The following is a 20,872-nucleotide window of genomic DNA, read 5'->3' on the forward strand; positions in this document are numbered from 1 at the left end:
TTTTTAGCTGACTAATACTAATAGGTCGAGGGCTTGACCAATTTAAAATAACTATTTGCTATGCAATTTTGAAAGTACAATGTACTTTCAATTACTACATATATAATTATGAAGTAATAAATAACTTAATAAGTGTAATCCGGTGACTATGGCTTAGTTGTAACACCCGTTCCCATTCCGAACACGAAGGTTAAGAACTAATACGCCGATGGTAGTGCAGGGGAGGCCCTGTGTGAGAGTAGGACGTTGCCGGGTAATTTTATTTTTTGGTGCTCCTATATACTTCTAATATAAGGTAGAGAGTTAGTTTAAATTTGGAGTAGCTAAAAAAGATATAAATCACTATACTAAGTAAATTTGTGTATGGTGATTTTTTTATTCTTTTGTATCTTTAAATTCAGTTGTCGAGATTATTTAAAGAGAAGTCAGGGTTTCCATGATGAATAATTTTAATATATAGATAAACCGTTTTAACTATTGAAATTCATGTGCACCATAATGTTCAGAGGACGGCATTTTAGTACAAATAAATTTCAAGTTTTAAAGTGGTTTATTTTTAGATCCACAAAAAAGGTTATGCCTATTCTATAAGGCACAACCTTTTTTATACTATAAGTTTACAGCAAGTCAATTTGGTGTAAGTTCTTTCTAAATTATCATATATACGGACTTTTATTTTATTCTTAAAAGTGTAATTTCTATAGAGAGACTAATTATAGCAATGGGAAAAGAAAAAACTAAAAAATAACTGTACTACAAAGCCTTAAACTAAGTAATACAGCCATTATCTAAAATTCTTGGTGCCGGAGGCGGGAGTCGAACCCGCATGGTATCGCTACCGACGGATTTTGAGTCCGTTGCGTCTGCCAATTCCACCACTTCGGCGTATCAACATGTAATAATATATCACAGTAAGCGAGGCTCGTCAAGCATTTTTTATAAAAATTATCTTTTTATATCATTATTTTAAGCAATAATTCATTAACGCATATTAACCATATAAATCTTTATTAAATTTACAATAGTTAAATATAAAAAAACTTACGTAAATATTTGGATTGATAATTGATTAATTTATTTTCTACTGATATTATATATATGTAGGATTTTAAGTAGAAATTTGAATAAAAACATACAAAAAAAGCAGTTAAAGGAAAAAATAAGCAATAAATACTTTTAATGGAGGACTAATGTGAAATTTAAAGGGTATGTATATAAATTTAAAATAAATTCTTCACACAATGTATTAATCAATGATAAACGCAGTAGTACCCACATTCATACATTTGTAATTTCAATTTTTGCTAAAATAATTAATGATGATTTTATTATATATGATGAAGTTGAAAGTATAGTGGAAAAATTTTTGCAAATTTATGATGGAAAGGAATTAAACAAAGTAAAACCCTTCAATAAGATAGAGCCAACCCTTGAAAATATAGGCGATTTTCTTTTTGATAAACTTAGGAAAATACTAAATGAAAATTATATTGAACTTGTAAAATTAGAAATTAATGAGACACCTACAAGGGTGTATGTAGTTAATTATAGTGAAGCTGAAGGTGGAATTACTAAAGGTTATAAAAATACTATATCGAAATTAGTGATAAATAGTGTTATGGAATCTTCAGCAGCCAATATTATGAGAAATTTTGAAGCTTTTGAGGATGAGGAGGAAGAAATTAGGTCTGAGGAACATGCAAAAGAATTGCTTAAGCCTAAAAAAAATAGAACTGCCATAAAAACAGCAGTAGCATTGGCATTTTTAATTATAGCAGCTATAATTTTAGTTATTTATTTAAAAAACTTAAAAGGATACCCTTGGGGAATAGATACCTATGGACATATATTTAAGGCAGATCTTCTATATAAAAACATGAAACAGGGAAATTTCTATCCTCTTTTTACAGGGCTTTGGTACAATGGAATACAACCCTTTAGATACTGGGCACCGCTTTCCTACTACATACTTGCACTGCTTCAGTTTTGTGCTGGAGGAAATTCTATAAATGCCTATATGCTTTTTATTGGATTTATATTTTTAACAGGAGCATTTGGGTGGCTTTTATGGGGAATTAAAGAGAATAGAATATTTATTTCTATAGTTTTTGGAGTTTTATGGTTCTTCTTACCAGAAAATATAAGGCTATTTTTCTTTGAAGGAAATATTCCAAGAGTACTAATTACAGCTATTATACCTTATCTATTTTATTTTTTATGGCAGTTTGTTGAGAAAGGGAAAAAGTCATCAATTGTTCCTGTGACAATATCTATGATGCTTATAACTTTGTCGCATCTTATGGTAGCTGCCATGACTGGAATTACTTCTTTTATATTTATGTTAATTTATTCTGTAACTTTCAAAAAGTTTTTAAGACCTTTTCAAGCTATAGCTTCAATGCTTTTATCCTTTGCTATTTGCGGTGTATGGCTTTATCCTGCACTTCATGGGGGACTTGTCTCTATGGATAGTGGAGCTACCTCTGAGGTTATGCAATCTTTAAGTACTCCATTTACGATTTCACTTAATCCTTTTGTTAGATTAAGTAGTATAGGGAATAATGGCTTTTTTTACTACGGTTTGTCTATTGTATTGATATCAGCCTTTGGAATTATTGTTTCAAATAAAAGAAGCATGTCTGGCTTTATTACAGTTATTATTGTATTTTTAGGAACTACAACAGCCTTTATACCAGTGCTTGTGAAGTTGCCTTTAAATCAACTCTTGTGGATGATGAGGTTTACGCCTATAGCTTATGGAATATTTATTTTAAGCTTGTTTAACTGGAAAAACTGCAAAAAAGTTTTTATGTTTATATTTATTATAATGCTTGCGTTAGACAGCTCTTTATCCTTTAATTTTTGGCTGTATCCTTCTGAGAAAAATGTGAAGGTAGAAAGTTTATTGAAATCGGCAAAAAATATTACAAGGCAAAGAATAGCACTTCTTGACAGCAGTATGTTTGGTTCATATCCATCTTTTTACATAAGCAGTGAAGGAAAAGAAACAGCATATTCTTATGGATGGGCATGGCAGGGAGCAGCAACAGCCTCCAATATAGTGCTTTTAAATACAGCACTTGAAAATGGATATTACAATTACATGTTCGATAGATCACTTGAAATGGGCTGTGATACTGTTGTTATAAGAAAAGCATCACTTAAAAGAGGAAAAACAAGCTTTGATGAAATTAATAGTGCTGCAGGACTTTCAAATTACAGATTGTATAAGGAAACAGAGGAAGGCTATGTATATCACAGAAAAACTCCAGCTAGCTTTGGTATTGTTTCAGATTATTCCAGCTTGTGCATAGGTCGTTCTGCAGTAGAGCTTCAACTTCAATATCCAAGCTTTAAGGCAGGAAAATCTTTAAATATTGAAGACTATTCTATTGATGAGCTTAAAAAATATAGAACCATTTATTTGTCAGATTTTAAATACAATGATAGGGCTAAAGCAGAAGCCATGATCTCAAAACTAAGCGGCCTTGGAGTAAATGTGGTAATAGATATGAATAAAATTCCATCGGATGATATTACAAAAAGAATGGTATTTATGGGAGTCAGTGCTCAGCCAATTGCGTTTGAATCAAAAATGCCGGATTTGTTTTTTAAGGAACAAAAATATGCTAGTGGAAAATTTGATTATAAGTATAAGGAATGGCATACAGTATATCTTCAAAATCTTTCTAAGGTAACGGGAATTTCATGGATAAACAATAAAAAGTTTGCGTTTATGGGACAAGGTCAGGGAGAGAATAAAAATGTGACCTTCGTTGGATTTAATTTAATGTTTCATGCTATGGAGGATGACGATGAAAATTCTATAAATATAATGAATGAGGTTATGAAAACCAATGAAGAGGTTCTTCCAAAGCGTAGCATTGAAGCTGTAGATATTAAATATGGAAAAAATTCTATTGTTATAAATTCGCCTAGAAATAATTTGAATACTACCCTTGCATTTTTAGATTCCTATAAGAGCAGCAGTAGAATATATGAAGATGAGAATCTTTTAAAAGTAAATAGAGGTTCCAGTTATATAAAAATAGGGTATCCATATTTGACAGGAGGAATACTTTTAACAATCCTTGGACTTATTGGTTTTCTTGGACTACTTAAATTTATATATAGAGGGGAGGAAATTAAAAATGAAAAAAATAGTTAAACCTATAGTTGTTTTAATGACGATTTTTGTATTTTTATTTCCAAAATCAGTTTATGCAGCTACAGGCAGTGAGATTGTACTAGATGGGTATTTTGACGATTGGGTAAATAAACCAAGCACTACAATAAAATATGGGTGGCAGAACCCGGGACAATATTCAACGGTAAAATGGTATTGTGATAATGAAAATTTATACTTGTATATAAAGATGGGTGAGGTTGGATACAGTAGCATGAGCAACAATATGATAGAATATTGGATTGATGGTGCACAAATGCCAGATATACAGCTTTCTCTTGATACACCAGCAAAAGGTCGTACATCAATTTACAATTACAGTTATGACTATAGACCATTTTCTGCAGATGGATATATAGTAAGAGGGGGAACTAATGGAATAAAAGGTGATCAAGCGGAGTTTAGAATACCTTTAACTCTTTTTCAAAAGAGCAGTAAAAATCAGATGCTTGATTTAAAAATGAGGTTTCCGGATTTGGGAGATCAGTATATAGAATTTCAAGTGGGAAGTACAAAGCCATATCTTGGAATAGCAGTTTCTGGTATTGCGGCAGCTTCAGGATTTATTATTTATAAAAGAAGAAAGAGAAGAGTACTTGCATGAAAATATTAATGTTTTTTCTACTTGTTATATGGGCATATTCAATAAGTGTGCTGGAGAGAGCAAAACTGCATTTTTTTAGGTTCCTAATTGGAGCTGTAGGATTATTTTTCTTTATGATGGTGTTTTTTCAGCCTTATCTTGTTAGTATTTTAAGCAAGCTTGTAACAGTTGTATCTGGAGCAATCGGAAACTTAACAGGGTACTATGATGCTTTTTATGAATATTCGCTGGTACTTATAAAAAGTGGAAATACTACAATTTCAATGTATATAGATTATGAATGTTCAGGAGTAATAGAAATACTTGCTTTTACAGCATTGTTGTGGTTTTTTCCATTATATAATGCTATGGAAAAGTTTATGTACAGCTTAATAGGTATACTTTGGATATTTATGGCTAATATAATTAGAATTTTTATAATATGTGTACTTGTGTATTATTATGGCAACAATATTTTTTACTTTGCTCATACCATATTTGCAAGAATAGTTTTTTATGCCTTGTCTATAGTCTTATATTTTTATGTTTTTACAAAGTCACAAATAAAAAGGCAGAAAGTAGGTAATGTTTTATATGGACATGATATTAAGTAAGAGTTATAAGGAAATGATCTTTTGGATGGCATGGATTATAATTCCATTTATAATGGAAATTGTTCCTGCTATAGGAGGTTTTTTTATACTAGCAAAAAAAAGAATGTCTATAAAAAAAGAAGATTTTCAAGGAAAACTTCCACAAATTACACTTATTGTGCCTGTATATAATTCTGAGAGGACCTTAATGGGATGTCTTGAATCCGTATATAATTCAGATTATCCTTCTGAACTTATTGATGTGATGCTCATAAATAATATGAGTAGTGATAAAAGTTTTGAGGTGTTTATGGAGAGCCAAAAGAAATTTAAAGGTCTTTCTATGAGATATATGAATGCCAAGCAAGGCAAATCTAAGGCACTTAATATGGCACTTTTCAATAGTGAGGGTAAATACATAATTCATATTGACAGTGATGGAAAGCTTCATAGGGATGCAATAAAAAATATGGTTGTTCGCTTTGAACAAAATTCAGATATCCATTGCATGACAGGAGCAGTTTTGACAGATAAAGATTACATAGAAAGCACTAAAGGTAGGTTTTTAAAATTGGTGCGTAAGTGCGAATTTTTTGAGTATGCACAGGCTTTTCTGGCAGGAAGAAATTTTGAATCTGAACTAGACAGCATATATACTTTGTCAGGAGCTTTTTCAGCTTTTAGGAAGTCTACAATTTTAAAAACACAGCTTTATAATAGTGAAACTGTATGTGAGGATACTCAAATAACCTTTCAAATAAGGCATTTGCTTAATAAAAAAGTATATTTATGCGAAAATTCCTTGTTCTTTGTGGACCCAATTGATAATTTGAGCAAGCTTTATACTCAGCGTCAAAGGTGGCAAAGAGGAGAGATAGAGGTTTCACATATGTTTTTAAAGGATAAGATGTCCATAACTAAGGGCTTTTTTAGCAATTTTATGATTAGGATGCTTATGTATGATCATACCTTTGCTTTCCCAAGAATGATATGGTATTTTGCACTCATATTTCTTTTGTTTATGAATTATCCATTTTATCTTATAGCAGGTTCTGTAATTGCAATATATCTTTTATATGTTTTGTCTGCAATTCTGTTTTATTTCAATATACTTTCATATTTAAAGGAGTATAAGGAAATTAGAAAGTATTACTCAAAAAAATTTTATTTGGCTTTATTAATGCCAATGTATAATTTGGTAATATTCTGGATAAGATTTGCTGGAATTATAAACAGCATAAAAGATGAGGGGACATGGAAAACATTAAACTTTAGTGAAGAATACAAGGCTTTCTGTGATGTAATTAAGGCTGATTGTAAAAGTGTGGTTAAGATAATAAAGACAGTAAGAAAAATTGTTAATAACGAATAAATTACAGAAAGGGTTATAATAATAATGAACAATAAAAATAAACTTGTTTTAAAGGTATTTGCGATTTTTGCATTAACTGCTTTATTTATTGCTGCTTCCTGGAGATTTGTAAAATATGAAATTGATAATCACAAAGAAAATACTATAAATTCTTTTCTAGATGAGCAGTATTTAGAAAATTCAAAGCTTGCAGCTGAGCTTCAAATAAATTTAGAGGATAATGTAAGCTATAAAAGATTAACTTCTGATTTATCAGAAAAAGCTGTAATAAAGGATATTATTAAAAAGGAAACAAACTCTAAAAATAGATACATATTTTTTTATGATGACAATGGCGTTCTCTTTGAAAAAAACGATGAAGCAACAAAAAAATATAATGGCAAAGATATAAAGAAGCTTTTTAAGGATTGGGAGTACAACGGAGCAAATGCTTCATATAACAGCGGCGTAAAGGGACTTATATTAAATGGTGAAAATGGGACAGGAGAGCTTGTAAAGGATAGTAGAAGAAATTATGAAGTTGTTTCTTGGTGCTTTTTTACTGCCAATGGAAAAAGATATTTAATAGGAATTTCTACTTTAGAAGATTACCTTATGAACAAAACGATGTTTAATCAGCATGCTTTGAGAATCTATTCTATGTGTGGTATATTTACTATAGTTTTTTTAATAATTTCAATAGCTTTTTCAATTGAGCTGCTATTTTCCTTTAGAAAGTCTAATGTTCTTCAAAGGGAAGCAATAAATAAGAATGTTCAAATACAAGAATTTGTCCAACGGGTAGATACCTTAACTAGAACGGCTAAAATGGCATGTATATATGATTCACTAACTAAAGTTTATAATAGAGAGTTTTTTTACACAGTTCTAAGAAAGCTGGATGAAGAATTATTTTTGCCAATTACAATTATAGTTGCAAGAATAGATAATTTAAATGAAGATGTTGAGTATAAAAAGTATGATGAAATGCTGGTAGATATTGCTAAAATATTTAAGGAATACTGTAAGACTCCAAATCTTATATCAAGAGTGGATGAAGATGAATTTGCCATGATATTTATAAATACAGATGAAAGTACAGTAAAGAATATATTAAATACTATAGAAGATGAAATAGGAAATAGCTATATTAGTGATTTATGTGAGATTCATTTTAAAACATTTGCTAAAGTCTCAGAAAAGCATAACTTAGTTAATATATTGAAGAGCATAAGGAGGGATAAATTTGAAGTATAATCAGTATAGGTTTAAGTTTTATCTTAACGCATCACATTCAATATATTTAAAAGGCACTCTTGGCCAGGAACATCCTCATACCTGGGAAATTATTCTTAATACAGTAAAGCTTAAAAGCAACTTTATTATTTTTAATGATATAGAAAAGAGTATAGAAAAATATTTAACTAAATATCAGGATTCATATCTTAATAATGTTGAACCCTTTATTACTTTAAATCCTACACTTGAAAATATATGCGAATACTTAAAAAATGAATTTCAAAAGTTACTATTTGAGAATGGTTGGCTTCTTTTGTCTATGGAAATAAGCGAAACACCAACACGTTCTTATATTATAGATATTTCCGATGAAGCCGACTATAATAAGATTTTTGAGGAGGAAGATGCAGATAGCTCTGATCTTGATATTATGGATGAAAATGCTAAAAAGCAAATTGAAAGCATAAAAGAGTCAATTTAACTGGAGATGTAAATATGAGTAGTGATAATTTTAACAATGTTGTGACTATAGCAAAGGATATATGTGAAAAAATAGTAAAGCCTGGTGATACTGCTGTTGATTGTACGGCGGGACATGGGAATGATACGGCTTTTTTAGCCAGTCTTGTAGGTGAAGGCGGTAAGGTTTATGCCTTTGATATTCAAAAAGAGGCTATAGAAAGTACAAGGAAAAAGCTTGAAGAAAATAATTTTTTAAAAAGAGTAAATTTGATAAATGATGGTCATGAAAAAATTGATGAGTACATAAATGAAAAAGTAAAACTTTTTATTTTTAACCTTGGATATCTACCTAAACTGTCACATGAAATTACGACTAAGGCAAATACTACTCTAGAAGCTGTAGTGAAGTGCATGGATGTGCTTCAAACAAATGGAGTAATTGTTATTAATATTTACTATGGACATGAAAACGGGAAAAAAGAAAAAGAAGTTCTTGAAGAATTTTGTCAAAAAATTAATCAAAAGGAATTCAACGTATTTAGGCTATCTTTCATGAATCAAGCTAATAATCCACCGGAATTAATATGCATAGAAAGAAGAAATTAAATATTATTTTATAAAAACGTATTGTTAGAAAGGTTTAGATTTGCTAAAATAAAAGAGTTGAAGAATAATGAAATTGGTAATAATGTGTTATTATTGATTGCGTTTATTTTAACAAGCTACATAATCAATTATAAGGAAGGAGATTTTTTTATGATTTATTCATCAGAAGTTGACAGAATGGTATGCGTAGCAAAAGGACCAAATCATGGACCAGCTCCAATACCAGAAGAAGGAAAATGGGTACAAGCTAAAGAAATAAAAGATATATCAGGTTTAACACACGGAATTGGTTGGTGTGCTCCACAGCAAGGTGGTTGTAAATTAACTTTAAATGTTAAAGATGGTGTAATTGAAGAAGCTTTAGTAGAAACAATAGGATGTTCAGGAATGACACATTCAGCTGCTATGGCATCAGAAATTCTTCCAGGAAAGACTATCCTTGAAGCATTAAATACTGACCTTGTTTGTGATGCTATAAATGTTGCAATGAGAGAATTATTCTTACAGATAGCTTATGGAAGAACTCAGACTGCATTCTCAGAAGGTGGACTTCCAGTAGGAGCAGGTCTTGAAGATTTAGGAAAGGGACTTAGAAGCCAAGTTGGTACTATGTATGGAACTAAGGCTAAAGGAACTAGATATCTTGAAATGGCAGAAGGATATGTTAAACACATAGCTCTTGACAAGAACAACGAAGTTATAGGATATGAATTCATAAGCCTTGGAAAAATGATGGACTTCATTAAAAAGGGAATCGAGCCTGCAGAAGCTTTAGAAAAAGCTACAGGAACTTACGGAAGATATGCTGAAGCTGCAAAAATTATCGACCCAAGACAAGAATAAGAGATAGGAGGAGAAGATTGTTATGGCATTATTTGAAAGTTATGAAAGAAGAGTAGACCAAATATTACCTGTATTGAAGAAATACGGTATAAATTCAATAGAAGAAGCTAAAGCTGTTTGCGATGAAAAAGGCGTAGACGCTTATAATATAGTTAAAGGCGTTCAACAAATTTGCTTTGAAAATGCATGTTGGGCTTATACAGTTGGAGCTGCAATAGCAATTAAAAAAGGATGCAAAAAAGCTGCTGAAGCTGCTGAAGCTATAGGAGAAGGCTTACAAGCTTTCTGTATTCCTGGTTCAGTTGCAGATGACAGAAAAGTTGGACTTGGACACGGAAATCTTGCTGCAATGCTTTTAAGAGAAGAAACTGATTGTTTCGCATTCTTAGCTGGACACGAATCTTTTGCAGCTGCTGAAGGTGCAATTGGACTTGCTAATTCAGCAAACAAAGCAAGAAAGAAACCATTAAGAGTTATATTAAACGGTCTTGGAAAAGATGCTGCATTCATAATCTCAAGAATTAATGGTTTCACATATGTTCAAACTAAGTTTGACTACTACACTGGAGAACTTAAAATAGTTAAAGAAACTGCTTACTCAGATGGAGAAAGAGCAAAGGTTAGATGCTATGGAGCAGACGACGTTAGAGAAGGTGTTGCTATAATGCACCATGAAGGCGTTGACGTATCTATAACTGGAAACTCAACTAACCCAACAAGATTCCAGCACCCAGTTGCAGGAACTTACAAGAAAGAATGTATCGAACAAGGAAAGAAATACTTCTCAGTTGCATCAGGTGGTGGTACTGGAAGAACTCTTCACCCAGATAACATGGCAGCAGGTCCTGCTTCATATGGTATGACTGATACTATGGGAAGAATGCATTCAGATGCTCAATTCGCAGGTTCATCATCAGTTCCAGCTCACGTTGAAATGATGGGATTAATCGGAATGGGTAACAACCCAATGGTTGGAGCTTCAGTTGCAGTAGCAGTTGCTGTTGAAGAGGCTATGAATAAATAGGATAAATTTGTCTACTAATAAAAAAACTCCCCATCTACAACTCAAAATCCCCAAACTCATAAAAAAGTTCGGGAAAAATAGATAGGGATTGGTTGAAAAGTACGATTTAAAAGCATGGAAGAAATGCAAGAGAAAATCTTGTGTTCTTTCATGCTTTTTTATTTTTAGCTCTACATTAAGCAATATTCATTGAGAATAGATTGGATGAAAGAAAGATAGACCTCATGAGGGATTGATTGAGAAAAGGCGTGTGGGAAGCGTGGGGGACGAGAAAGCTCCGCAGGAGCTTTCGAGATTACACTATGATGATTGGGACGTGGATTGATTCCATATTTGAAGGAAGCAAGCAAAAAACCAGTCATTTTAAACGTGTTTTTTTCATTGGATCTTTTGGGGAACTTTATTATGATTTTGATGTTTTATTCTTAACTCCAACCTGTGGATAAGTTCCAGAATAGAGCTGTTTTTGCTTGGGGATTTTTAATATGATACAGAAATTGGAATGTGGCTTTAGGGGAGGATGGATAAGTGGTGAGAGGGTGTGGGAGAGATGGGGAGGTTTTTTATTATGAAACATAGATAGAGAAAATCTTAATAGATTTTCAAAGGATTAAGGTTAAGGTTGAATTATATGCAGGATTTAGTGAAATGAAATGTAGTAGGATTAGAAATTAAGGGATTAGCAGGTTATTAGTAGAAATTAATATAAAAAACAACTTAAATGATGATATAATTAAAATATGCTTGTGTATAAATAGATTTTTAAGCAAGGTGTTTTTTTATTAATATGAATTATTTTCATAATTTAATTTAGATGAATTGATAACTGAGAAGGTATGGGTAGTTAAGGAAATGATTCCATAATTAGGCTATCAGTCAAGAGAATGACAAGAAGATACGCTCTTGATATTTGTGATGTTATTGTAGAAGATAAACATATTATAATAGAAGTAGCTGTTGGAATAGGAATTTGTTGTGCGATTTTTTTTGGTGATATTATATTGGTAGTATTCTGAAAAGCAATAATAGATATAAATTTTCGCCTATTCGGAAATAAATTCTTTATGTATTTGAATTGGAAAATTTTAAAATTGAAAAGATAGCTTTAATGTGCAAAAAAATTAAAAATAAGTGAAAGATAGATGAGATAAAAATGGAATTGATTTATGTTTGGATTGAAAAGTTTAGAAATATAGAACAATGTGGGATTAGATTATCTAAAGATTTTTTAGTTACAATAAAAAATTGTGGTATTAATGAAAAAGATAATATTAGCATAAGTGTTAAAGAAATTATTGTGAAGAAGATTTCAGAAAGTCCCAATATATATGGTGATAATGTTATTAATATAAATGCAATTGTTGGTAAAAATGGTGTTGGTAAAAGTAACTTTCTTACATGTATCGGTGAATTAGTGACGTCATTTCATGAATCAAGTTTTATTCTCATATATTATAATAGAGAGAAAAAAAAATATGTTTTGGAATGTAATCAAATTGCCTTAAAAAATAGAAATGAGGAAATAATTTATTCTATTCAAGAAAATTGTCAGCCTAAAACATCAATATATAATTATTATAATGGGGAAATTACTCAATATAAGATTAAGGAGCCAATATTATATGATATTGAGTTTATAATGATTAGAGAAAATATGGATATTATGACTCATCCGAATTCTAATAATGTCTATTCTTACATTGGTAGATTTGGTTTACCATTAAATAGAAGTGGATTGTTTTACAAGTTTATGTATTTAATGAATTTTAATAATCATGATGAAAATTTAAAAAATAATGACATAAAAATTAGATTTGAGATTAAAGATGTAATTAGTAATGAAAATGCATATAAATTAAAAATTTTGCCTGAGTTTTTTCCTAATGATAGATGTCTTTTTGATTTTAACGAGAAAGATGGTAAAAGTATCTATAAAAAAGTTTTTATGTTGAGGTTTTTCGAGAAAGTTATAAATAATATGCAACTTGTTGAATACAATAATGTCCCAAATATGATAAATGATTTACATGAAATAATAAAAAATTGTAATGAAGACATATACAATTTGCTAAATCACTATGATGAAATTAAGTGTAAAACTATAGAGTTAAAAGATGCACTTATGAAGGGGAGATATGAAAATGTTATAGATATAGATAAGTGTTATAAGGATTTTGTAGATCAATTAGAAAAAGTATTAAATATGATTGATAAAAACAATTTTAGAAATTCTTTTACATGCTGGATTAATGGTTCTGATATTATAGGTAAAAAAGATTTTGCTGACAATATTGAAAAATTATTAAAACTTGCAGATTCTGAAGATGTTTGTAAAGAATTTGTGCCTCGGAATATAGATATTAGTATTGAAAATTTATCAGATGGAATTAAGTATTTATTATCATTATATTCGGCAATACATAAGTGTTTTAAACATAATGAGATTAATAAATATAAAACTATAGTTTTAATTTTGGATGAACCTGATGTACATATGCACCCAGAATGGTCAAGGAAATTAATAAACAGTATTCTAAAATTTTTGAAACAGGAATTTCCTTGTAATAAGTTCCAAATTATTTTCTCGACTCATTCGCCGTTTATTTTATCAGATATAATTAAAGAAGATGTTATATATTTTCATAAAAATAATGAAGGACAATCTATAGTGAAAAACTGTAATTTAAATACTTTTGGAGCAAATATTCACACGTTATTAAAGGATAGCTTTTTCATGGATTCAACTATTGGTGAATTTGCTAAAATTCAAATTAATGAAATTATTGCTTTTTTATTGAATGATGATTATATAGGGGATATGAATAAGGAAAAAGCAAAATATATAATTTATAATATAGGTGAAGGTTTAATTAGAAAAAAAATTTTAAAAATGTATTTTGACAAATATCCTGAAGAAATACAAGATGCAAATGATCAGATCAAGTATTATCAAAATGAAGTGGCATATTTACAAAAAATTATAGATAGTGGAATGATCATTGATAGAACGAGACTTTCTAATTTTCAGTCAGAATTAGAAAATACATTAAAGGTTGTTGCAAAGCTAATAAATAGTAATGGTGAACGAAATGATTAGAATAGATAGTACAAAACTTAATAATTGGAATGAAATAAAGAAAGATCAATGTGAGTATTTAAAGCTTGCAGTGGAAAAGGAGTTAAGTAATTTATATATTAAGAATAATAGTTACATTAGAAGTCGTAAAATACGAAAATCAAAAAAATATCACACGTATTATAAATTAAATAATAGTGAAAGAGAAGAAATAGAAAATATTTTTGGTGGGGTATTTACTGTTAAAAATCAAAAAAGCAAGTTTGTAGTTAGTGATGATAAAAAAATAGAGAAATTAGTAGTTGGCAAATTGGAAGAAGTAATATCTATATTTGAAAAGAATATAATTAATAAAAATGTAATTAATAGAATTTTTAATTATGAAAAATTTTGTAATAATAATGGATGGAATAGACATAGATTAATATCTAAACTTGGAATAAAAGTTTGTCCATATTGTAACAGACAATATATAACAAATTATGAGGATTTAAAAGGTAATAAAGAAAAAACTACAGCAGATTTGGACCACTTTTATTCAAAATCTTTATACCCATATTTGGCACTATCATTATACAATTTGATTCCAAGTTGTCAAATATGTAATTCACGATTTAAGTTAGATAAAGATTTTAGAAAGTATCCGCATATATACCCATATGAAGAGGGATTTGGGGATAATGCAAAGTTTAAGACTCGTGGCAATACGGTTGAATATCTTTTAGGAAATACGCTTGATTTTGATATATATTTAGATGTTTTTGAATCTAAATATAAAAATAAAATAGAAAACTCAATAAAAACTTTTCATTTAAATGAATTGTATAAAGTGCATACTGATTATGTACAGGAAATTATAAAAAAAATTATTATATATAATGATAGCAAACTTAATGAAATTCTATTAGATTTTCCTGAATTATTTTCATCTAAAAATGAAATGTTAAGGACGATATTTGGAAACTATATCGTTAATGAAGAGTTAGGTAAGAGGCCGCTTTCTAAATTAACAAAAGATATTTGTGAAGAGTTAGGATTAAATTTAAAAAATGTATAAGTTAAAAAATATAGAGTTTTAATGGGATTGGATTAAGAAATGAGACCAGGCAAGGATTAATCATCAATTAATCCAAAGCTAATCATTAATAAAAAAAAGAATATAATGTGAGATTTTTTGTGAGAAATAAGGAAAGGCTTTATTTGAATTAAATAAGGGTTTTCCTTTTTATATGATCTTAAGTACATATATATTGGCTTAATGAAAATTTATTTTTGAATTGTTGCTGGAAAATGAGGGGTTAAGGTGGAAACGTAGAAAATAACTTTTTTAATTGAACATAGTAGTAATAAAAATATAATGATTTTTATTAAGTTTTTTAGAGTTAGGGAATAAATTGTAAATGGTAATTAGAATTTTTGGGCTTATGTATCAAGAGCGGAAACTAAAATTTTGAAGTGGATTTTTATTGTATATTTTAAAGGAAAGTATAAAATTATAATAAGGACTTTCAAAATAAGGTAAATGAAAAGGGGATTAGAATGGATTATGGAAAGATGCCTATTTATTTTATTAGGCACAATATAAAAAAATATGAAAATATAGTAGATAATTTAAGTAAAACCAATAGAATAGCTATTCATGTAGCTTCTAACGAAGAAAAAAAGGACTGGAGTAATTTTTTAAATAGAAAAAAATTAAATATGCAACTTATACAGAGATGGGACGGACTTTGCAAATGTATTGAAAAGAGTGATGTTATTGTAATATCACAATATAATTCGCTTGGTTGTAAGATTGGAATAATTAAAAAGAACACAGAATGGACTGAACTAAATGAAGATAAGGATTTTAAAGTTTTTGAAATGAAGGAAACAAAAAGTATAAACTATAGTGATTTTATTTTACTTCCAGTAATAATACCAATCTCAGTTACATTAAGTCCAATTAAAAGTTTAAGAAATTATATACTGTATGCATATGGAAAAGAAAAATTAAAATACTGCTTAGAAAATCTACATTATAAAATGCAGGAGCAAATGTGTGTTGAATGGCTTAGATCAGAATTGTGTCCAAGCAATCTCAGAATTAAATATCAATTATTACAGACTGGGCATAACATGCGTGATATTGATATATATGGAGTTAATTATGCTGGAAACAAGATTTATGGACAAGTAACTTTTTATAATACTAATAATGGTAAGATAAATAAGAAGATTGATAAGCTTAAACCTTATTTAAAAGGTAACAATATAGTAATTATGTTTTCAAATGATGATGAAAATTTAAAAGGTTCAATATTATATATATCACTTAAAAAGGTTTGGGAGGATTTATGGAATAGCGAGTATCAAGATATGATTAAGGAAATGGTTGGAGGGTGTTAATGAGTGGAAGCTGATAAAAGTGATTTTGGAAAGTTAGTTAAGGACTAAAGAAGAGATTTTAACTAAATTTATTGTGATTTTATGAAATGGAGAATAAAAATGAGTAACTATATAATGCTAATAATGTATGCTTATAATGAAAAAGGTAAAGAGAAAAAAATAATTAAACCTAAAATTAATTTTTTTTGTTTTTTAGAGGAAAATAGAAAGTTTTCAATAGTTTTAATAATGGCGTTAATATCACTTATATTTTATATAACGGTATCATTTATAAAAATAGAACATAGTGGTCTATATCAAGCAATATCTTTAATAATATATATTATACTTTTAATAATCCTAATACCTTTATCTGAAAAAATAAATCAGAAAAACTATAAGAAAATTATTAAAGCACATGATTTGAGAATGGAAATACTTAGAGATGTATTAAAAAACGATTTCCGATTATACGAATCAGGAAGAATTCAAGAATTGATTAAGCAATGTGATATGTCAATAAAGTCATATAAACTTAGCACTGAAATATTTAAGCCATTAGTAGATATAGCAAAATCAGTATTATTTCCAATAGTAACATTTTCCTTTGGGTTAATAATTAAGAAGGTAGAAATAAGTGTAGACGATACTATAAGAATAACTAAATTAGTAATTGTAGTAATAGTAATGTTTTTTGGATTATTTCTTATAGTTAAAAATCCAGTAGAAAGCTTTTTAGATAGTCAAAGTAATAAAATTAAGGAGTTGAAAAATATGCTGGAAGATATTTTCATTAAAGATTTTATTAATAAAGAAACTAAAAATAAATTTTTATTGTAAAATGAATGTGATATTGAATGAAATACGATATAATACAGGCAACTGAGAGAATCTATACACTGGTATCTATTTTGTTATAAAGGAGAATAGCTTGATGGAAAAAATTATTTTAGACGACAAAGAATTTGAAGTTGTTTTAGAAAACAAAATAATTGATAAGTTAGAAAAAATAAATAAAACTAAAAAACAATTGATAGATATTTTAAATAGCAATAAACAGGAGTTAGAGGATGTAGATGAAAATGAAGATTTTATGCTTGAAGGTGACTTTGTTGTTGCTGGATATAAAATGGATTCTAAAATATTCATTATAGCTGTAATTAAAAAAGAAAATATATATTAATAAGATATGGCAAGTATTGAGGATTAGGAGATAATCCTCATTTTTGTTTTTTGTGAATAAAATTGAAAAAATCTATTGAATTATATTCATAAATAAAAAATTATTAAGGATACTTTTATTTGTGAAATATTAATGAGATAATTGTAATATTAGGAATAAAATGGGGTGTGGTAATATGCAGAAATGCCGATTAAATGGGGAAGCAGTATATGCTTTTAAGGTAATGGATGAAAATGATGTTGTAAATGTTGAATATGAAAAGATGTTAAGAAGAGCAAGTGAACAAGGAGAATTAAAATGTGAAGATTGTGGAGCAGATATAGTATTCAAATTTGGAGATGTTAAAATTCCGCACTTTTCACATAAAAATGTTTTAGTTGGCGGTGGGTGTTCGTATTCAAAAGAATCAGAAGAACATATTAAGGGAAAAAAGTTATTATTTGATTTAATGATAAAAGATTATCCTGATATTAAAGCAGAAATGAGATGTAGATTTTCTAATGGAAAGTGGGCAGATTTATATTTTGAATTTAATGATGGACAAAAGTTAGCTATAGAATTTCAGAGGAAGCTTAATAGCATAAGCTATTGGGAGGATAAAAGGAAGTTCTATAAAAGCATTAATGTTAAAGATTTGTGGATTGCCAGTGGTAAAAGGGATCAATTTGAAAATATATTAAGAGAGTATGAATTCATGTTTCAGCATAGGCTATTTCTTAATGATAATAGCAATAAGTTGCTTGTTTTAGATGTTGAAAGAAAAGAATTTCTTATAGCTTCTAAAATTATAGTTAGTGACAAAGAAACTAATAAAATAATTATGGATAAAATATTTTGGAGAATTTATAGTTTAAATGATATAAAAATTTTACCTAATGGTGATATAGAATGTGAATTTGATAAAGAATTTAAATATGAGGTTGATATATTTGTACAAGCATATTTAGAAGAAAAGCATAGAGCAGAAGTTAAGCAGGAGCTTCGCAGAAAAGAAGTGGAAGAAAGAAATAGAAAGAGAATTGAAGAACAGCAAAGAAGGTATAATGAAGAACATGAACGATTGAGTCAATTTACGGACCAAGCAAAAAATAATTATAAAAAGACAAATGATTTTAGCAAGGGTGGGTATGGTGGAAAAAGTTATAGTTGGAATGGCTATAAGAAAAAAACTAATTCAAGTTACAGTGCTTATAATAGAAAAAATGATGATTATTATAAAGATAAAGTGAATAAGGCAATTTTGGAATATAGATATGGTATGGATAATTTAGTAAGGATATTAGTAAATGGAGGATCAACTGAATACAATACTATTAAAAAAATGTTTGAAGAGAAAATTAATAAAGGTGATGTAAGAGCTGATAGAGTATTTAAAGAAGTAATGAGATTAGCAGGACTTGACTAAAAGATAAGTGCATGTAAGCATAAATATTGTCTAATTGTATAAAGATGAGAGAAGTTATATGTGTAAAGAGGTGTAATAAGATTATACAAAATAAATCTTTATAATATTAAGGAGGATGTATATGGATATAAATAATTATATACAGAATTATGATTTTAGTAACTACATTAAATGTTTGAAAGATGATTTTAAACAACGACCAAATGTAGAAAGGTATTTACAAAATAATTTGGAAGAGAATTTTAGAAAATTTTCAGAGGAATTTTGGGAAAATCCAAATATATCTATTGATTTATTAAAAGAGAGATATAATATTAATAGGCAAATAGCATATAGTGATATTATTAAAATTTATTCTTCTAATAGATATATGGAATTTTTAAAATCATATTATAATAATGTAACTATAGATAATTTAATAAAAGAGTTCGCTATACCATATAATAGAATTGAAAACCTGATAATACCAGTAATAATCAATGATTCAGAAAAGTATTGTAGTAATTGTTTTAATAATTCATTTGAAATTAATGTAAGTATAAATTCGTCGAGTCAAGAAAAGTTAACGTATAGATGTCAACAATGTAATAGAATACAAGTATATCCTGAGTTGTTGACTAAAGAAGATGCAGATATAAAAATGGCAAAGAATGTTAAGGAAAAGGCAGAATTTGATGAAGAAATTTTGAAATGTGAAGCTATCTTAGAAGAAATTAAATGTCCTAAATGTCAGGAAGAACTTTATATTAACAAGTTGGATAATTCATTTGAATATTTGATTAGATGTAAAAAGTGTAATTATGTAAGTAATAATATAGAAGAAACTATTGAGGCATTTCAATCATGGAAAAGAAGAGCGGCCATGATGATAGCAATTAAAGCAAAAGAGCAAGAATTAATTGAAAAAACATTAGAAAGTAAAAAAGAGAAGGATATAATATTTGTTAAAGAAGATATTATAGAAAATAGTGAAAATAATAAAACCTTAGCTTTTTTTCAAACAACTTCTAAGATGGATAATATTCAATTATGGAGAGAAGTTTTAACACGAATAAAATCGTGTAATAGATTAGAAAAAATATTATTAAGTAAAATAATTAAATTAGCTAATGGACAAACTGGCAAAAAAGTAATTTCGTTTGGAGCAGAAAAAATTTCTATATATGCGTATATGCCTAAAGATCCTTTAGTTTATGATTTGATAAATAAAACGAAAATAATAGTTGTAAGGCAAATGCTCAGAAGACTTATGAAAAGAAATTTTATTGTAGTAAGTGAAGAAGGAAATTATATATTAATTCCTGAAATTTTAATTAACAATTTAGAAGCTATAGAAAAATTAATAACAGTAGCTAATGATGAAAATAAAAATATAAAGTATTTAATTTTTCAAAGACAAGATTTTACATGCATGACTTGTGGAGAAACAGGAAGACCGCTAAAAATTGCTTATTTAACTTCTGATAAAAATATTAACGATTTGGGTAGCATGGTAGCTCTGTGTGATCAATGTTATGAACTTATGACAAAAAATGAAATTTTGATTGATGGAAATATAACATTTGAAGTTGATTTTTTAGAGAAAAAGAAATTAAAGAGTCTTGAATTTTTAATTCAATATCATCCTGAATTAAAAGATAATGAAACCGTGATAAAATCCTTAGAAAATTGGGAAAATGATTTTAACATAAATGATGTGATAAAAGCATTAACTATTACAATTGATAGAATTAAGAAAAATAAAGTAGAAGGAACTGTAGGTACTCTAATAAGCTATACAAGTGGTATTTTAAGGAGGACTGCTGAAACGGGTGATTCTGTAAACATATATGGAAATTTAAACGAACAGTATGATTTGGAAAAATGGATAGAAGGTGTTTTTGATTAAGTAATTTATTTAAAAAAATGAATTTGGAATTTGTTAATATACTTATACTTCTTACAATACCATTAA

The 20,872-nt window shown here is 28.5% G+C and carries 16 protein-coding genes, 1 tRNA gene and 1 rRNA gene; 17 read left to right on the forward strand and 1 reads right to left on the reverse strand.

All coding sequences use genetic code 11. The features are described 5' to 3' along the window. Positions 1–138 precede the first annotated feature (138 nt). Positions 139–255: ribosomal RNA gene (rrf, locus tag ACJDT4_RS09235) — 5S ribosomal RNA — on the forward strand. 543 nt (positions 256–798) lie between these two features. On the opposite strand, the gene ACJDT4_RS09240 is transcribed toward rrf, so the two are convergent. Next, a tRNA-Leu gene (locus ACJDT4_RS09240) sits at positions 799–885 on the reverse strand. Positions 886–1,192: 307 nt separating this feature from the next. Between ACJDT4_RS09240 and ACJDT4_RS09245 the strand changes: the two genes are divergently transcribed. The 16 genes from ACJDT4_RS09245 (at position 1,193) to ACJDT4_RS09320 (ending at position 20,806) form a co-directional block, all read left to right on the forward strand. Further along, entirely contained in the window at positions 1,193–4,168 is a 2,976-nt protein-coding gene (locus ACJDT4_RS09245) for a 6-pyruvoyl-tetrahydropterin synthase-related protein (protein ID WP_406787273.1), read from the forward strand. After that, positions 4,152–4,790 (forward strand): Firmicu-CTERM sorting domain-containing protein, encoded by a 639-nt coding sequence (locus ACJDT4_RS09250; RefSeq protein WP_406787274.1) that lies wholly within the window; start codon positions 4,152–4,154, stop codon positions 4,788–4,790. Before ACJDT4_RS09245 ends, ACJDT4_RS09250 begins: the two co-directional genes overlap by 17 nt. After that, on the forward strand, positions 4,787–5,383 hold the full coding sequence (xrtG, locus tag ACJDT4_RS09255; RefSeq protein ID WP_406787275.1) for an exosortase family protein XrtG: 597 nt from the start codon (positions 4,787–4,789) through the stop codon (positions 5,381–5,383). Before ACJDT4_RS09250 ends, xrtG begins: the two co-directional genes overlap by 4 nt. Beyond that, positions 5,364–6,734, forward strand: a complete 1,371-nt coding sequence (locus ACJDT4_RS09260; RefSeq protein ID WP_406787276.1) for a TIGR03111 family XrtG-associated glycosyltransferase — start codon at positions 5,364–5,366, stop codon at positions 6,732–6,734. Before xrtG ends, ACJDT4_RS09260 begins: the two co-directional genes overlap by 20 nt. Before the next feature lie 24 nt (positions 6,735–6,758). Then, positions 6,759–7,970, forward strand: coding sequence for a diguanylate cyclase domain-containing protein (locus tag ACJDT4_RS09265; protein ID WP_406787277.1), 1,212 nt, complete (start codon positions 6,759–6,761; stop codon positions 7,968–7,970). Further along, positions 7,960–8,433 carry a 6-carboxytetrahydropterin synthase gene (locus ACJDT4_RS09270; protein WP_406787278.1) on the forward strand — a complete coding sequence of 158 codons (474 nt, stop codon included), beginning with the start codon at positions 7,960–7,962 and terminating at the stop codon, positions 8,431–8,433. The genes ACJDT4_RS09265 and ACJDT4_RS09270 overlap by 11 nt, the downstream gene beginning before the upstream one ends. Positions 8,434–8,447: 14 nt before the next feature. Further along, complete coding sequence (mnmM, locus tag ACJDT4_RS09275; RefSeq protein WP_406787279.1) at positions 8,448–9,020, forward strand: tRNA 5-(aminomethyl)-2-thiouridylate-methyltransferase MnmM; 573 nt, start codon at positions 8,448–8,450, stop codon at positions 9,018–9,020. Positions 9,021–9,170: 150 nt separating this feature from the next. Then, complete coding sequence (locus tag ACJDT4_RS09280) at positions 9,171–9,863, forward strand: iron-sulfur cluster assembly scaffold protein (protein WP_231015856.1); 693 nt, start codon at positions 9,171–9,173, stop codon at positions 9,861–9,863. A gap of 22 nt (positions 9,864–9,885) precedes the next feature. Next, positions 9,886–10,887, forward strand: a complete 1,002-nt coding sequence (locus ACJDT4_RS09285) for a GGGtGRT protein (RefSeq protein ID WP_406787280.1) — start codon at positions 9,886–9,888, stop codon at positions 10,885–10,887. 1,153 nt (positions 10,888–12,040) lie between these two features. After that, the gene (locus ACJDT4_RS09290) at positions 12,041–13,984 is read left to right on the forward strand and encodes an AAA family ATPase (RefSeq protein WP_406787281.1); all 1,944 of its coding nucleotides are present in this window, start codon (positions 12,041–12,043) and stop codon (positions 13,982–13,984) included. Further along, complete coding sequence (locus tag ACJDT4_RS09295; protein ID WP_406787282.1) at positions 13,977–15,020, forward strand: hypothetical protein; 1,044 nt, start codon at positions 13,977–13,979, stop codon at positions 15,018–15,020. Before ACJDT4_RS09290 ends, ACJDT4_RS09295 begins: the two co-directional genes overlap by 8 nt. Positions 15,021–15,502: 482 nt before the next feature. Next, on the forward strand, positions 15,503–16,351 hold the full coding sequence (locus ACJDT4_RS09300) for a hypothetical protein (protein WP_406787283.1): 849 nt from the start codon (positions 15,503–15,505) through the stop codon (positions 16,349–16,351). Between the two features lie 99 nt (positions 16,352–16,450). Beyond that, positions 16,451–17,170: a hypothetical protein gene (locus tag ACJDT4_RS09305; protein ID WP_406787284.1), complete on the forward strand. Its 720-nt coding sequence runs from the start codon at positions 16,451–16,453 to the stop codon at positions 17,168–17,170. 94 nt (positions 17,171–17,264) lie between these two features. Continuing rightward, entirely contained in the window at positions 17,265–17,513 is a 249-nt protein-coding gene (locus tag ACJDT4_RS09310; protein ID WP_406787285.1) for a hypothetical protein, read from the forward strand. 175 nt (positions 17,514–17,688) lie between these two features. After that, positions 17,689–18,918: a competence protein CoiA family protein gene (locus ACJDT4_RS09315; RefSeq protein WP_406787286.1), complete on the forward strand. Its 1,230-nt coding sequence runs from the start codon at positions 17,689–17,691 to the stop codon at positions 18,916–18,918. A gap of 121 nt (positions 18,919–19,039) precedes the next feature. Next, positions 19,040–20,806, forward strand: a complete 1,767-nt coding sequence (locus ACJDT4_RS09320; RefSeq protein WP_406787287.1) for a hypothetical protein — start codon at positions 19,040–19,042, stop codon at positions 20,804–20,806. The last annotated feature ends 66 nt before the right edge of the window (positions 20,807–20,872 follow it).

Source organism: Clostridium neuense, assembly GCF_045310695.1.
Taxonomy (GTDB): domain Bacteria; phylum Bacillota; class Clostridia; order Clostridiales; family Clostridiaceae; genus Clostridium_S; species Clostridium_S neuense.

Coding starts and splice junctions, on each gene's coding strand:
- ACJDT4_RS09315 (WP_406787286.1), top strand. CDS start 17,689: ATGCAGAAATGCCGATTAAATGGGGAAGCAGTATATGCTTTTAAGGTA.
- ACJDT4_RS09300 (WP_406787283.1), top strand. CDS start 15,503: ATGGATTATGGAAAGATGCCTATTTATTTTATTAGGCACAATATAAAA.
- ACJDT4_RS09280 (WP_231015856.1), top strand. CDS start 9,171: ATGATTTATTCATCAGAAGTTGACAGAATGGTATGCGTAGCAAAAGGA.
- ACJDT4_RS09285 (WP_406787280.1), top strand. CDS start 9,886: ATGGCATTATTTGAAAGTTATGAAAGAAGAGTAGACCAAATATTACCT.
- ACJDT4_RS09265 (WP_406787277.1), top strand. CDS start 6,759: ATGAACAATAAAAATAAACTTGTTTTAAAGGTATTTGCGATTTTTGCA.
- ACJDT4_RS09260 (WP_406787276.1), top strand. CDS start 5,364: ATGGACATGATATTAAGTAAGAGTTATAAGGAAATGATCTTTTGGATG.
- ACJDT4_RS09250 (WP_406787274.1), top strand. CDS start 4,152: ATGAAAAAAATAGTTAAACCTATAGTTGTTTTAATGACGATTTTTGTA.
- ACJDT4_RS09320 (WP_406787287.1), top strand. CDS start 19,040: ATGGATATAAATAATTATATACAGAATTATGATTTTAGTAACTACATT.
- ACJDT4_RS09310 (WP_406787285.1), top strand. CDS start 17,265: ATGGAAAAAATTATTTTAGACGACAAAGAATTTGAAGTTGTTTTAGAA.
- ACJDT4_RS09290 (WP_406787281.1), top strand. CDS start 12,041: ATGGAATTGATTTATGTTTGGATTGAAAAGTTTAGAAATATAGAACAA.
- ACJDT4_RS09305 (WP_406787284.1), top strand. CDS start 16,451: ATGAGTAACTATATAATGCTAATAATGTATGCTTATAATGAAAAAGGT.
- mnmM (WP_406787279.1), top strand. CDS start 8,448: ATGAGTAGTGATAATTTTAACAATGTTGTGACTATAGCAAAGGATATA.
- xrtG (WP_406787275.1), top strand. CDS start 4,787: ATGAAAATATTAATGTTTTTTCTACTTGTTATATGGGCATATTCAATA.
- ACJDT4_RS09295 (WP_406787282.1), top strand. CDS start 13,977: ATGATTAGAATAGATAGTACAAAACTTAATAATTGGAATGAAATAAAG.